Source organism: Crenothrix sp. (assembly GCF_043729335.1).
GTDB lineage: Bacteria > Pseudomonadota > Gammaproteobacteria > Methylococcales > Methylomonadaceae > Crenothrix.
In genome coordinates this window covers 1-14688 of sequence record NZ_JAYTLQ010000029.1, presented here as the reverse complement: position 1 = coordinate 14688, position 14688 = coordinate 1, and the positions used below count along the sequence as shown (strand labels likewise).

The 14688-nt window shown below is 43.7% G+C and carries 17 protein-coding genes; 13 read left to right on the top strand and 4 right to left on the bottom strand.

The window, feature by feature from the left end:
* Nucleotides 1–55 precede the first annotated feature (55 nt).
* From ACHZC4_RS07200 to ACHZC4_RS07190, 3 genes are all read right to left on the bottom strand, one after another.
* Nucleotides 56–793 (bottom strand): hypothetical protein, encoded by a 738-nt coding sequence (locus tag ACHZC4_RS07200; RefSeq protein ID WP_394753154.1) that lies wholly within the window; start codon nt 791–793, stop codon nt 56–58.
* Nucleotides 794–884: 91 nt separating this feature from the next.
* On the bottom strand, nt 885–1340 hold the full coding sequence (locus tag ACHZC4_RS07195; RefSeq protein WP_394753153.1) for a hypothetical protein: 456 nt from the start codon (nt 1338–1340) through the stop codon (nt 885–887).
* A 226-nt stretch (nt 1341–1566) separates the two neighbouring features.
* Nucleotides 1567–2340, bottom strand: a complete 774-nt coding sequence (locus tag ACHZC4_RS07190; protein WP_394753152.1) for an SPFH domain-containing protein — start codon at nt 2338–2340, stop codon at nt 1567–1569.
* Nucleotides 2341–2697: 357 nt separating this feature from the next.
* Between ACHZC4_RS07190 and hrcA the strand changes: the two genes are divergently transcribed.
* The 12 genes from hrcA to sufT all read left to right on the top strand — a co-directional run bounded on the left by hrcA (nt 2698) and on the right by sufT (nt 13702).
* Nucleotides 2698–3750 (top strand): heat-inducible transcriptional repressor HrcA, encoded by a 1053-nt coding sequence (hrcA, locus tag ACHZC4_RS07185; RefSeq protein ID WP_394753151.1) that lies wholly within the window; start codon nt 2698–2700, stop codon nt 3748–3750.
* Between the two features lie 109 nt (nt 3751–3859).
* Nucleotides 3860–4444 (top strand): nucleotide exchange factor GrpE, encoded by a 585-nt coding sequence (grpE, locus tag ACHZC4_RS07180; protein ID WP_394753150.1) that lies wholly within the window; start codon nt 3860–3862, stop codon nt 4442–4444.
* Nucleotides 4445–4521: 77 nt separating this feature from the next.
* Nucleotides 4522–6444 carry a molecular chaperone DnaK gene (dnaK, locus tag ACHZC4_RS07175; protein ID WP_394753149.1) on the top strand — a complete coding sequence of 641 codons (1923 nt, stop codon included), beginning with the start codon at nt 4522–4524 and terminating at the stop codon, nt 6442–6444.
* A 297-nt stretch (nt 6445–6741) separates the two neighbouring features.
* On the top strand, nt 6742–7191 hold the full coding sequence (locus ACHZC4_RS07170) for a DUF29 domain-containing protein (protein ID WP_394753148.1): 450 nt from the start codon (nt 6742–6744) through the stop codon (nt 7189–7191).
* Between the two features lie 6 nt (nt 7192–7197).
* On the top strand, nt 7198–8331 hold the full coding sequence (dnaJ, locus tag ACHZC4_RS07165; protein WP_394753147.1) for a molecular chaperone DnaJ: 1134 nt from the start codon (nt 7198–7200) through the stop codon (nt 8329–8331).
* A gap of 5 nt (nt 8332–8336) precedes the next feature.
* A complete protein-coding gene (gene dapB / locus ACHZC4_RS07160; protein ID WP_394753146.1) occupies nt 8337–9134 on the top strand; it encodes a 4-hydroxy-tetrahydrodipicolinate reductase in 798 nt (265 codons plus the stop codon).
* A 76-nt stretch (nt 9135–9210) separates the two neighbouring features.
* Complete coding sequence (locus ACHZC4_RS07155) at nt 9211–9609, top strand: hypothetical protein (protein WP_394753145.1); 399 nt, start codon at nt 9211–9213, stop codon at nt 9607–9609.
* A gap of 53 nt (nt 9610–9662) precedes the next feature.
* Nucleotides 9663–10598, top strand: coding sequence for a YbgA family protein (locus ACHZC4_RS07150; protein ID WP_394753144.1), 936 nt, complete (start codon nt 9663–9665; stop codon nt 10596–10598).
* A 1-nt stretch (nt 10599) separates the two neighbouring features.
* Nucleotides 10600–11439 (top strand): SDR family oxidoreductase, encoded by an 840-nt coding sequence (locus ACHZC4_RS07145; protein ID WP_394753143.1) that lies wholly within the window; start codon nt 10600–10602, stop codon nt 11437–11439.
* Nucleotides 11440–11569: 130 nt separating this feature from the next.
* Complete coding sequence (gene ubiG, locus ACHZC4_RS07140; RefSeq protein WP_394753142.1) at nt 11570–12277, top strand: bifunctional 2-polyprenyl-6-hydroxyphenol methylase/3-demethylubiquinol 3-O-methyltransferase UbiG; 708 nt, start codon at nt 11570–11572, stop codon at nt 12275–12277.
* Between the two features lie 136 nt (nt 12278–12413).
* Complete coding sequence (locus tag ACHZC4_RS07135) at nt 12414–13142, top strand: SDR family NAD(P)-dependent oxidoreductase (RefSeq protein ID WP_394753141.1); 729 nt, start codon at nt 12414–12416, stop codon at nt 13140–13142.
* Between the two features lie 5 nt (nt 13143–13147).
* Nucleotides 13148–13702 carry a putative Fe-S cluster assembly protein SufT gene (sufT, locus tag ACHZC4_RS07130; RefSeq protein ID WP_394753140.1) on the top strand — a complete coding sequence of 185 codons (555 nt, stop codon included), beginning with the start codon at nt 13148–13150 and terminating at the stop codon, nt 13700–13702.
* A 128-nt stretch (nt 13703–13830) separates the two neighbouring features.
* Here sufT and ACHZC4_RS07125 read toward each other — a convergent pair whose 3' ends face one another.
* Nucleotides 13831–14049 (bottom strand): hypothetical protein, encoded by a 219-nt coding sequence (locus tag ACHZC4_RS07125; protein ID WP_394753139.1) that lies wholly within the window; start codon nt 14047–14049, stop codon nt 13831–13833.
* Nucleotides 14050–14263: 214 nt separating this feature from the next.
* On the opposite strand from ACHZC4_RS07125, the gene ACHZC4_RS07120 reads away from it, so the two are divergent.
* Nucleotides 14264–14623 (top strand): hypothetical protein, encoded by a 360-nt coding sequence (locus tag ACHZC4_RS07120; protein ID WP_394753138.1) that lies wholly within the window; start codon nt 14264–14266, stop codon nt 14621–14623.
* Nucleotides 14624–14688: the final 65 nt, after the last annotated feature.

The following is a 14688-nucleotide window of genomic DNA, read 5'->3' as shown; positions in this document are numbered from 1 at the left end:
TTGATGCATGGCTCGCTATTGATGCACTTCACTGCGTTTAGCGCGTTCTATGCCTCTAAATCATTTTTGCTAGATCACTAAGCCCAATAATTTGCACACTGAAGTGCTCATTTAGCCAATCACGGTTTTCTTTGTTAAAAATAGAATTAACGTTTGATTTACTCGCATTATCCTCCGTACAAAGGAAATCAATTCCATAGCCAATATGTGCGGCGATAGTATCACCGTCAGCCCACTCAGCAACTGCACGTTTTACCGCATTTTCCTCGTGAACATCTTTGGTTCGTCCGAGACTTTTATACCACAGTTCTCTTACATCAGCTCGTTGTGCCAATTTCGCCGCCAAGCTATAAATTTGTGCAAAACCGACTCCTCGACCTTCAATAGCCATAGCGGCTTTATGATATCTATCTAAACGCTCAGATTGAGCTACAGAGTTGGTAACTTCTTGAAAATATATTACATTATTAGGATCTTCTATCCGTACACCACCTATTCTTGGAGCACCGAGCACCCTCATGCCAACTTTAAGGGCTGCCTGCAAACGTGAGAGAACTTCGGGGTGTAAAGGTTTCCGCTTCGGCATTTCAGGCTTAATAGTTATTTTAATAACATCTTCTCCAACTTCGTTTTGCATATTTTCTCGTGTCGATGTCAACGTCATACTACTTAATACCTCCGCACGATCAATTTTTTGAATACCCTCGCATGTGACAATTGTTTCGCAAAAAAAACCTTCAATTGAACCAGAAACTAATCCTTGTTGAATCTTAAAGTATTCGGGTTGACGCATATCTTTTGGAAACCTATTAGGCCGAACTGCACGATCTAAGGTGTTGGTATCAAATGTAACTCGCATTGCTAGCTTTCACCTTTTTCGGTAATTAACATTTACTGGTCATTAACCAAACGGCTGTTCTGTCTTGTGGAATGTATTTCCCATTTCGTTTTAAATATGTTGGCGATCCAAGCATATCGCAATATTGTGTTGTAAGAATTGATGACGGATTGCTTGTATAAACTTGGAAAATTACATCGCCAAGTCTATCTTCATCGGATTCAATGTCGCTTTTTTTTGTGATTTTATAAATCATGATGTTGTCAACTGTCATTCCAATATTAGCCAGTCTTTCACCGATATTTCGGTAATTCATATTTTTATCTGTAACGGGGATTTGCGACAAGATTTTGTTGATTTCTTCTTTGTTTGTAATTTGCTCAGGTATACCAGCAAAAGATGCACTGGCCAAGAATTGCAATCCTAAAAGTATGATTAAACTCTTCTTCATAATTTTGATTTCTCCCAATAAAAATTTAACTAGCAAGAATTTAGAATTCATTACGGCACGATAATACAAGCAATTTATACATAATTCTTTCTGTTGGTTCGAGCCTTTGAATTTTGTGTGTCTGGTTGTGGCCGAATACAGCTAGAATGCGGGTCTGGAGAAATTATTCGCCCCAAAAAAGCCTCCTGCACAGAGCCATAGTTTTTGCTAAACGAAGTGAAGCGCATCTTTCGCGATGATGCGTCTCATGTCTCGGCGTGGCCTCTGATCTGAGCAACTACTTATTACTACTATCTTGCTTAACCATTGAAAGCGCCTCATGCACGGTCGTCATAAACTGCGCAGGAAAAATAATCGTAGAGTTTTTCTCCGTGGCAATCTCCGCCATGGTCTGAAGTGTGCGCAATTGCAGCGCAACCGGATGCGCAGCAATAATGTCCGCTGCTTCGCCTAACTTGACCGCCGCCTGAAACTCCCCTTCGGCAGCGACAATCTTGGCGCGGCGCTCACGTTCGGCTTCCGCCTCTTTTGCCATCGCTCGCTGCATATTCTCCGGAAGCGTAATATCCTTAATCTCAACGGCTGTTACTTCCGCGCCCCACGGTTCCGTGTGCCCGTCAATCACATTCTTGATTTGCAGATTAATATCGACAGTTTGCGAGAGCAACTGATCCAGCGAAAACTGACCGACCACGTTGCGTACAGTAGTCTGGCTGATCTGCTTCACCGCGCTGGTGATATCTTCAATAGCAATAACCGATCTTTGAGGATCGACAATCTTGTAGTAAGCAACCGCCGCAATGTCGATGGATACGTTGTCTTTGGTGATGATCTTCTGCGATGGGATATTCATGGTGATCGTGCGCAGGGTAACCTTGGTCATCTGCTCAAGAATCGGTATCAGAATAATAAGGCCGGGGCCGCGTACGCCAGTAACTTTACCGAGAAAGAAAATGACGCCACGGTCGTATTCTTTTACGATGCGCAGTGACAGAAAAGCCAAAATTACGACGAAGAAAATAATGGGGCCAGTTAGATCGAATGGAATCATGTGGTGCTCTCCTGTTATGTATAGAAAAGAAAGAAATAATAAACCTAGCGGGCTCTGCACTGGAATATAGTGCCTTCCTCTTAACCAGTCAAACGATCTCTTGATTTCTGTATTAGATTTGAGGCGTTGCAGTTTTAATCTTTGCCTACAGATACTTGCAGGAATATTACCTTGCTGTAAAAAACACGTTATTGGTCTAGCCTATAATGTAAACATTTTTTCTCCGGTGTTTTAGTGTTCTGGTGGACAAATAGCGCTTATTTTTAATGTATTGACAAGAATACAGGCAGCTGATATTTTTAAAAGTTAGCACTCCAATTATATGAGTGCTAAATTACTGTAAATAAAGAGGTTGGTGTGAGTAGTGCGCAAGTTTTAAATGAAAGATCGTTACAGCTATTAAAAATATTAATTGAACGTTATATCAGCGATGGCCAGCCGATAGGTTCGAGAACATTATCTAAAGATTCTGATTTAAAACTAAGTCCTGCCACCATCCGCAATGTTATGGCTGATCTTGAGGACATGGGCTTTTTGCATTCACCGCACACCTCTGCAGGACGCATTCCTACCGCCAGCGGCTATCGATTGTTTGTCGATTCTTTACTGACTGTCAAACCGCTGGAGTCTAACGAATTATCAAGGGTACACCACGAACTAAGCGCCCGGGATGGTAATAAAGATATTATAGGTCGCGCCTCACGGTTGCTGTCTGAGCTTACACAAATGGCGGGTGTAGTAACGCTGCCCAAACGAGAGTTAGTCTGCTTACGGCATATTGAATTTTTGTCTTTATCCAATGCGCGTGTTTTGGTGATATTTGTGACTAATGAACAGGAAGTTCACAACAAAATCATTCAAACTACGCGGGCTTTCAGTGCGGCAGAATTACAGCAGGTTGGTAACTATCTCAACTCTATATACAGTGGACATAGCCTTGCGGCAGTTCGTGAATCTGTGTTTAAAGAATTGCAAGATGATCAGCAACGCATTAACCAAAGCCTGCTCGATGCCGTCAAAATAGCGCAACTGGCGTTTGAAGACGAAAATCCCAAAGAAGATTACGTACTAACCGGCGAAACCAATCTGATGGAGTTTTCTGAATTGGCAGGTCGGGATCATTTAAAAAAACTCTTTAATGCGTTTAATCAAAAGCAGGATGTTATTTATCTGCTTGATCAATGTATGAAGACTAGCGGTGTACAAATATTTATTGGCGAAGAATCCGGCTATCAGGTCTTTGACCAGTGCAGTCTGGTGACTTCCTCTTATCATATCAGTGATAAAGTGGTGGGCGTTTTGGGCGTTATTGGTCCTACACGCATGGCCTACGAAAAAATTATCCCGTTTGTTGACATTACCGCAAAATTATTAAGCGCAGCCTTGAATCCTAATCCAACATCCCCATAGTTAGATAAACCTTGATTGTTAAGTTTGCATTAACCTGTCTTTTTAAAAGTAAGGTTATCCCTACTTATAACAAAATTAAATATTAACTAACAGATAGGAAACTCCAAATATGAGTACTGATCAGGAAACGCCTGAAATTCAAGACGAAATCAACATTCAAGATAACAGTGAACACACGGAATTGCTTGAGCTAGAACCCACGGTTGAAGAACTGCAAAAAGCATTGGATGCTGCGGAACAGAAAGCTCAAGACAACTGGGATAAAGCGGTTCGTGCAATGGCAGAAATGGAAAATCTGAAAAGACGTACCCAAAAGGATTTAGAAGACGCGCATAAATTTGCGCTGACCAATTTTGCCAAGGAAATGCTGTCGGTACTAGACAGCTTGGTACTGGGTTTGCAAGCGGCGACCGGCGATAGCGAAGAAGTGCAAAAATTTCGTGAAGGCAGTGAACTGACCATTAAACAATTTGAAGCCGCGTTTGCCCGCTTTAAAATTGAAACCCTAGACCCGGTTGGGCAAGCCTTTAATGCTGATCACCATCAGGCTGTCATGGTACAGGAAGTGGAAGGCGCTGAACCTAATAGCGTGGTGACTGTGTTCCAAAAAGGCTATCTATTAAATGGCCGTTTACTGCGCCCTGCGATGGTTGTGGTGGCAAAAGCCGCAGAAAAACCGTTAGCCGATAACTAAAAGGCTTGAAGACATTAAAACAGCCCCCATATTGGTATCATCATTTACAACATCTATTAAAGTCTGGAGTATAGTCAATGGCTAAAATAATCGGAATCGATTTAGGAACCACCAATTCATGCGTTGCAGTGCTGGAAAACGGCGTTGCTAAAGTGATCGAAAACAGCGAAGGTGCGCGTACTACACCTTCTATTATTGCGTTTACCGGTGATGACGAAGTATTGGTCGGTCAATCCGCCAAGCGTCAAGCGGTCACCAACCCTAACAACACGCTGTTTGCCATCAAGCGTTTGATTGGTCGTCGTTTTAAAGATGATGTCGTACAAAAAGACATCAAAATGGTGCCTTACAAAATCGTTGAAGCAGAAAACGGTGATGCGTGGGTTGAAGTGCGCGGCAAAAAAATGGCCTCGCCAGAAATTTCAGCACGTATTTTGATGAAGCTGAAAAAAGATGCCGAAGCTTATTTAGGCGAAGAAGTCACCGAAGCAGTTATCACCGTACCGGCGTATTTCAATGATTCACAACGTCAAGCGACCAAGGATGCCGGTCGTATTGCGGGTCTTGAAGTCAGACGTATTATCAACGAACCGACGGCTTCGGCGTTGGCGTTCGGTATGGACAAACCCAAAGGTGACACCAAAATTGCTGTTTACGATTTGGGTGGCGGTACGTTTGACGTATCGATTATTGAAATTGCTGAAATCGACGGCGAACACCAGTTTGAAGTATTGTCCACTAACGGCGACACCTTTTTGGGCGGTGAAGATTTTGACTCACGTGTGATTGAATATTTGGCCAATGAGTTCAAAAAAGAAACTACAGTTGATTTACATAACGATCCATTGGCGCTGCAACGTTTGAAAGAAGCGGCAGAAAAAGCCAAGATTGAATTATCTTCGGCGCAAAGTACCGATGTTAATTTGCCGTATATTACGGCGGATGCCACAGGGCCTAAACATTTAAACGTTAAATTAACCCGCGCCAAGCTGGAGTCTTTGGTAGAGGAGTTGATTGAACGCACTAAAGGTCCTTGTATTACCGCGTTAAAAGACGCTGGGCTTTCTGCATCTGACATTAACGATGTCATTTTGGTAGGCGGCCAAACCCGTATGCCTAAAGTGCAGGAAATGGTCAAAAACATTTTCGGTAAAGAACCGCGTAAAGATGTCAATCCAGATGAAGCAGTCGCTCTGGGCGCTGCCATTCAAGCGGGGGTTTTATCAGGCGATGTTAAAGACGTATTGTTGCTAGATGTTATTCCCTTGTCTTTGGGTATTGAAACCATGGGCGGCATCCTGACCAAGCTGATTGAAAAAAACACCACCATTCCGACCAATGCTTCACAAGTATTTTCAACAGCGGATGACAATCAGACTGCTGTGACCATTCATGTGTTGCAAGGTGAACGTGAGAAAGCGGCTGCCAATAAATCACTTGGACGTTTCGATCTGGCGGATATACCTCCGGCTCCCCGTGGTATTCCACAAGTTGAAGTGTCTTTTGATATTGATGCCAACGGTATTTTGAACGTATCGGCTAAAGACAAGGCCACGGGCAAAAAACAATCGATTGTTATTAAAGCCTCTAGTGGGTTGTCACCTGATGAAGTGGAACGCATGATTAAAGATGCTGAAGCCCATGCGGATGAAGACCGTAAATTGACTGAACTGGTACACGCCCGTAACCATGCGGAGGGCATGATCCACGCTACCGAAAAGTCACTGAAAGAATTGGCTGAGCAAGTGGATGCTGCTGAAAAAGCCAGCATTGAAGAAGCCATCAACGCCTTGAAAGAGGTGGTTAAAGATGAAGACAAGGATGCCATCGAAGCCAAGACCAATGCACTGACTGAATTGTCTGGTAAACTGGCCGAACGTGTTTATGCACAAAAAGCCGGTGGCGAAGACGCGGGTAACGCTGCGGGTGGATCATCTGCTCACGCGGCAGATGACGGTGTGGTTGATGCCGAGTTTGAAGAAGTTAAAGACGATAAATAAGTAAAACCAATTGAGCAGGTCGGCAATATTTTCCTTTAGTTAGAAGGGAATATGCTAGACCTGCTTTGGCGTTTTAACCGGTAGAGCAAGGCAGTTCGTTACAGCATCATGTCTGTTGGAGTTTTTTGTGGTTTTCGTGGACAATGCGTAACATCTCTTGAAAGTCACTGCCATTAAGTTAAGAACACGCCCCTTCTCCAGTAGGAAAGGGAGATTTCTTGCTTAACTTAATGCAGTGCTCTTGAAAGCTGGGTTATTAATGCGTAACCACGCTTTTTTATTTACGGTAGGGCACTAATGAATATCCAAACGCTTTACGACCATGATTTTAATTTATGGACCCAAGAACATATCTTGTTGTTAAAACAAGCGCGGTTTAGTGAAATTGATACCACTCACTTAATCGAAGAATTAGAGGATATGGCAAAAAGCAATAAAAGAGAATTGGTTAATCGCCTTATCATCCTGATAGCCCATCTATTAAAATGGCAGTATCAACCTGCTATGCGCTGTAATAGCTGGAATTCTTCCATCAATGAACAACGTATACAACTTGATTATCTTTTAAGCGATATGCCCAGCTTGAAGAACTATCTCACTGAAGCTATCGAAAAATCTTATGGCCGCGCGGTAAAATTAGCTGTTAATGAGACAAAATTACCCCTAGCAACATTTCCAGTAACATGCTCTTATGAGCAAAAACAGTTATTAGACGAAGATTTTTACCCTGACAACACACAAAAATAACATTCCATGGCAGCAAAAGAAGACTTTTACAAACTCCTCGGCGTAGATAGAAACGCCAGCGACGCAGAAATAAAAAAAAGCTATCGCAGTATGGCGATGAAGCATCATCCCGACCGCAATGCGGATAATCCTGAAGCGGCTGAAATCAAATTTAAGCAAATTAAAGAAGCTTATGAGATTCTATCCGATTCCAAAAAACGTGCCGCTTACGACCAATTTGGCCATGCCGGTGTCGATCAATCCGGTGGTGGACGGCCAGGCGGTTTTGGCGCAGAAAGCTTTAGCGATGTATTCGGCGATGTGTTTGGCGATATATTTGGGAATGGCAGACGTGGCGGCGCAGCACAGCGCGGTGATGACCTACGCTATAACTTAGAGCTGTCACTGGAAGAAGCGGTTGCTGGTACCGAGGCCAAAATTCGTATCCCTGTTGCTGTAGTGTGCAGTGAATGTACGGGTTCTGGCGCTAAAAAAGGCACAAGTCCTGTGATTTGCTCTACCTGTCATGGTCATGGCCAAGTACGCATGCAGCAAGGCTTCTTTTCTGTGCAACAAGCCTGTCCTACCTGCCGTGGCACGGGCAAGCAAATCAAAGATCCGTGTGGTAAATGCCATGGCCAAGGCCGCGTACAAGAAAGCAAAACTTTATCGGCAAAAATCCCCGCAGGTGTCGATACAGGCGATAGAATACGCTTAACCGGAGAAGGTGAGGCGGGTGAGCGCGGCGCTCCTGCAGGCGATTTGTATGTACAAATCCAGGTTAAAGATCATGAGATTTTTACGCGTGATGGCGCTAACTTATACTGCGAAGTGCCGATCAGTTTTGTCACCGCGTGCTTAGGCGATGATATTCATGTGCCTACACTGGACGGCAAGGTATCGTTAAAAATTCCTGCTGAAACCCAAACCGGCAAACTGTTCAGATTGCGGGGCAAAGGCGTTAAGCCTGTACGTGGCGGAGCAGTGGGCGATTTGCTGTGTAAAGTGCAAATTGAAACGCCGGTAAATTTAACCAAAGAACAGAAAGTTTTGGTTGAACAACTGGGGCAATCACTCAGTGGTGGCGGTAAAAAACATAATCCACAGGAACATTCGTGGACAGACGGCGTAAAGAGTTTTTTTGATAAATTAACTGGATAATAAGCATGCGAATTGCAGTTATTGGCGCATCAGGGCGCATGGGGCTTTGTTTAATTAAAGCAGCGGTCAGCAGCAATAGTTTGCTGACGACGGTTATTTCCAGACCTGGTAGCGCTGCTATCGGTAAAGATGCCGGAGAATTGGCTGGAATCGGGTCTTTGGGCATTATTATTGTTGATGATGTAACGTCTGTGCTGGATCAATTTGATGTATTAATCGATTTTACCCGTCCTGATGCTTCTATGGCGGTGATTGAAATATGCCGTAAAGCGGGCAAAAAACTGGTGATCGGTACGACCGGTTACACGGATGAGCAAAAAACCGCCATACAAGCTGCGGCTAACGATGTGGCCATTGTGTTTGCACCCAATATGAGTGTCGGCGTAAATTTGTCGCTCAAATTATTGGAAATTGCCGCCAAAGTCATGGGCGATTACACGGACATTGAAATCATTGAAGCCCATCATCGGCATAAAATTGATGCGCCGTCCGGTACGGCATTGCGCATGGGCGAAGTGATTGCCAAGGCACTGGATCGTGATTTAAAAGATTGTGCAATTTATGGCCGAGAAGGCAACACTGGCGAACGTGATCGTAAAACCATCGGTTTTTCCACTATTCGTGCGGGCGATATTGTGGGCGAACACACGGTTATGTTTGCCGATGAAGGTGAACGAGTGGAGATTACTCATAAAGCCACTAGCCGGATGACGTTTGCCAATGGCGCAGTTAGGGCGGCTGTTTGGTTGCAGGGCAAACAAACGGGTCTGTATGATATGCAGGATGTTTTAGGGATTGCTTGATTCGTGTATCAAATGCCAAACCCTAACCGTTAAAATTCTCGTCATAACCCAATTAACATTAAATTAAAGGCTAACCATGAGTTTAAAAGTCGGTATCGTAAAGAAAGCCATAAAATGGACGCCCAATAAATTAATCACTTGGGTGGCTAATTACAAACTTAAGGGCATTGCAGAAATAACCGATTTTAGTTTTGATCTCGACACTAGAACAGCCTACGCTCAAGTGCAACTGTTAGGTGAAGCGGAGCCTATTGAGGTGCGAATGGATGGTTTTGCTATTGTTAGTGATGGTGAATCCTACCAATTTGTCATGCAGCAAGCAAAATCCAATCGGCCTTGGCTGGATAATATATTTGCCCGTATCGTCGATAAAGCCTGGAAAATTCCGGTGATTCCGCAATTACAACCCCATATTGCACTCATTGCTGAGCTTTTTAAACCTGAAAGTCTGGAGCAAGCAGACATTATTGATTGAACGTATGAGTTTAGGTACATGCAAATCGCCTCAAGCTATTTATTTAACCTATTATGAATAAAATCCCAGTCGGTATCAGCAGTTGTCTTCTTGGCCAACCGGTGCGCTTTGATGGCGGCCACAAACGGGACGCCTACATTGTTGGCACATTAGCCGAGTATTTTGATTTCCAGCCATTTTGCCCGGAAGTTGCTATTGGCATGGGTACACCACGTCCTATTATTCATTTGGTAAAAATAGATAAGGATATACACTGCTTAAGGGTAAAAAGTCCGGAACAAGATTTTACAGCCCCCTTACGTGACTATGCTAACCAGCAAAAATCGGTTCATAATGATTTGTGCGGCTACATCCTGAAAAAAGGTTCGCCCAGTTGTGGCATGGAACGGGTTAAGGTCTATGTCAACGAACAGCCGCAACAAATGGGCACCGGTATTTATGCCGACCAAATGATGCGTAACAACCCGCTGTTACCGGTTGAAGAGGAAGGTCGGCTCGGTGATCCAAAGTTACGTGAAAACTTTATCCAGCGTGTTTATGTGCTGCACCGCTGGAAGCAGTTGTTAAAAGAAGGCTTATCACCCCAGCGTTTGACGCAATTTCATGCGCGGCACAAATTGATTATCATGAGCCATGCTAATTATGTGGATCTAGGCCAGTTGTTAGCAACAGTAACCAAAGACAATGTTAATGAAGTTGCAGACACTTATATTGTGCAGTTGATGGCCACTCTAAAAAAATTAGCTAGCCGTAAAAGCCATGTCAACGTACTACAGCATATTCAAGGCTATTTAAAAAAAGAGCTTACCGCCGATGACAAAGCTGAAATGGGTGAGCTGATTGAACGTTATAGACGAGGCGAAGTGCCGCTTATAGTGCCGTTAACTTTGCTTAAACATCATTTTCGTAAATCTCCGGATCCTTATATAGAAGATTCTTACTATATGTTGCCTTATCCGCAAGAATTACAACTGACTAACGCGGTGTGACATGGCAAAAATTCTCATCGTTGGTTGTGGCGCTATAGGTTATGAGCTGGCCAATTTATTAGCGCAAGCCGGACATGACGTGACTGGACTCAAGCGTAATCCGCCCGTTGCTAACACAGAAAAGGTTAAGTTTATCCGTGCGGATATTACTTCATCTGCCGATTTAGAAGGGTTAGCAACAGACTTCGAACATATTTTCTTTATTGTATCCGCTGATGGCCGCAACGAAAACAGTTATCACGACATTTACGAAACCGGCATTAATAACCTGCTTAACCGCTTTGCTCAAGCGCCTACAAAAGCAGCGTGGATATTTGTGTCGTCCACCAGTGTCTACGCTCAATCGCAAGGCGAATGGGTTGATGAAGATTCAGTGACTGTGCCAACAAAAACGACCAGTTTAAAAATCGTAAACGCTGAGCAAAAACTGATGGCAGATAATCTGGCCAATGTTGTCGTGCGCTTTTCAGGTATTTATGGGCGAGGACGTGAATATTTACTGAAAATGGCACGGCAAACACCGGTAATTCAGCAACATCCGCCTTATTACACCAATAGAATCCATCAGCGCGATTGCGTTGGCGTATTAATGTTTTTGCTGGAACAACGCTTGGCGGGTGTTAAGCTTGAGCAATGTTATTTAGCCAGTGATAACGATCCTGCGCGCCTGTGGGATGTCATCACCTGGATGACCGAGACATTAAATTGCGATCCACCCATTGCTAAAAATAGCGAAGAGAATAGCGAGAAGAACAAGCGGTGTCGTAATGACAGGCTTAAAAAATTGGGCTACCGGTTTATTTATCCAGATTTTAAAACGGGGTATTCGGAGCTTGTTTGACTCTATTTACTGTGCTTTATGTTTAGCGAGATTGTGTCGAAATATCCTCTTTTTTTAGAGAGGGCTATCAACCCATGACGAACCGTCACAGGTATAGTAAACTATGACGGCTTAAATCAGGATTCATACCATGACCGCAAAAGAAAACGTATACCCACATGAAATTCACAAGTTTGGTTCAATGGCTGAGCGCTGGTGGGATACTAAAGGTGAATTCAAAACCTTACACGACATTAACCCTTTGCGTATTAGCTTTATTCAACGCTACATCAGTCTCGCCGGTAGACGTATAGTAGATGTAGGGTGTGGCGGTGGTATTTTAACCGAAGGTTTGGCCAAGCACGGCGCAGACGCTTTGGGGATAGATTTAAGTGAAGACTTGATTGATGTGGCTGATTTACACGCGTTAGAAACCGGCATTCATGCCCATTATCAAAAAATCAGTGCAGAGAAATTAGCCGAACAGCAGCCTGGCAGTTTTGACCATGTAACGTGTATGGAAATGTTAGAGCATGTGCCTGATCCGGGGTCAATTATAGCCGCTTGCGCTACCCTGGTTAGACCGGGAGGAATGGTGTTTTTTTCTACACTTAACCGTAAACCCAAAGCCTATGCCTTAGCTATAGTCGCTGCTGAACATATCCTGAGAATGCTCCCGAGAGGGACGCATGACTATCACAAATTTATAAAGCCTTCGGAGTTAAGCCAGTCAGCACGAGCTGTAGGCCTTGAATTGCAAGGTATGGTCGGTATTGAATACAATCCTTTTAACAAGCATTTTAGTCTTGGCAAAGACATAGATATTAATTACATCGCTGCTTTTAAACGTGCAGAGTAGTGGCTGAGTATTTATTAGCTTTGTGATTCCATACAGATAATCCCATTACAGCCGTTGTTAAATATCATCAAACCAACATCCGAACAGCTGCAATGAGACTAATTCAAATACACTCAGCCTGGATAAGTGCAAGCGTATGTCACTAAAAAAACAAGTTATTTTAATTACCGGTGCCGCTGGCGGCGTAGGCAGTGCCGCAGCGATTACTTTAGCGCAAGCAGGCGCTCATGTTATTTTGCTGGACAAAAACATTCCCAAGCTGGAAAGCACGTACGATAGCATAGTAGCTATCGGTGCCCCCGAGCCTATTATGTATCCGTTTGATTTGGCAGGCGCTAGCGAAAACGATTACCAGGAGCTTGCCAATCGTGTTGAGTTTACTTATGGCTCGTTGCAGGGATTGTTGCATTGTGCGGCAGAGTTTATTGCCTTTACGCCCATGGCTTTGCTGGATACTAAAGATTGGGGGCATAGTTTAAATGTCAATCTTAGCGCACCGTTTTTACTCACACGGGTTTTATTGCCAGTGCTACAAAAAAGTAAAACCGCCTCCATTGTATTTACTTCAGACTCTACGGTTAGAATCGCGCAGGCTTATACCGGTGCTTACGGCGTATCTAAAATTGCAGTGGAAGCCTTGGCCAAAATAATGGCAGAAGAACTTGAATCATCCAACAAAATTCGTGTCAACGTTTTAGTGCCAGGGCCTGTGGATTCACCACTGCGAAACAGGGCGTTTCCAGGTGAAGATAAGGCCGAGTTACCGCCTACCACCTCCTTAGCTCCGGCAGTTTTATATTTATTTGGCGATGCGAGCATCGGCATAACCGGTCAAACAATAGACGCACATACTATTCATTTATAAAAACTATGGCAGAAAGAGAAGATGTTGTTTTAACCCGTGATGTGAATGTAATCACTGTACCTGATGGTGATGCGACCACCTTAAAACAAGGGGCTATCGTCACCATACACCAGGCTTTAGGCAGTAACTATACGGTGGTGACTGACTACGGCCATATGGTACGTATTTCCAGTGAAGATGCCGATGCTTTAGGCAAAGAGCCGCATCAGCTGCATACGTTGGTAACAGAAACCAGCCCTGAAGCCGTGGAACAAAACTGCTGGGAAGTGATGAAAACCATTTACGACCCCGAAATTCCGGTTAATATTGTGGATTTAGGCTTGGTGTATTATTGCAATGTCAGGCCTTCAGAAACCCACACTGATGAGAATGATGTGCATGTCATTATGACACTGACTGCACCAGGTTGCGGTATGGGGCCGGTTATTCAGGGCGATGTGGAAAAGTGTATTCGTGCTTTACCGGGTGTGGGTAAAGTGGAAGTTGAAGTGGTGCTTGATCCGCCTTGGTCACGGGATATGATGTCAGAAGTGGCGCAATTGCAACTTGGATTGTATTGATCTGCCGCCCACAAACTAAAGCTGATTCAAGCGTTTAGATAGCATAATCCACACATACATTCTTAACTCCGATATTTCAGCTTTGAGTAGACACTCATAGCCATAAGCTTATGACTATGAATGGATATTTACGGAGTTGTCAAAACAGCGGCATTAATACCCGATATATAATCAATTGGCATATAGAAAGCTTCGTCTGTTGGGTTGGTTGTATCGTTAGGTTTTAAATGTGTGGCAGGTTCTCCAACCTGAGAGCCATAGGCAATTCCTTCTACAAACCATTCCAGATCGCGTAGGGTGGCTTCGCGCCAGCAAACCACCGCAGCCAATACAACATAGGCGTTCATTGGAAGGAATCCGTTTGAATATCTCCGGAATAGGCTTGCATGGTGATAGGATTAGTAGTTTTGTGGCGCGAAACCACCCTACGTTATCCACCGTATGGCCGTAACTCGCTAATAAAGTGTAAATAGCGACGGGTATTTAAAGGATTAGAAAACAGCTTAAGATGTTAATGGCTTAAAATGTACAACAATCTCTAACCTCTTTATCTCGCACATTATGAAATCAACAAGTAAAATCATTGCCAGCTTAACCCTGACAGCATTACTGGTCGCTTGCTCCGAATACCAGCCCATAAATAGGCCAACTGATGTCACATTGGTAAAGCCTCGGGGGCAAATCAGGCCAAATTATATTCCGCCAATTAATCCGTTAGGCGAAAGAACCGTAGAAGATATTATGCAAATTTACGGTAAACATGTGACGCGCAAACTTAACAATTATTTCACCAAAGCCAAGGTGTCTTTCCCTCCTAAAGCAATTACCCTGGTCGGTTTAAAACAGGAAAAAAAACTGGAATTATGGGCTAGGGATAACAAAGAATTCCGGGTAGTCCCTACAAATCAATGCAGGTGTTAATTTGTAGGGATTTTTGACATAGTGCAGTGATAAAAACTGCACTGAAACCCCATGACCCTGAAATT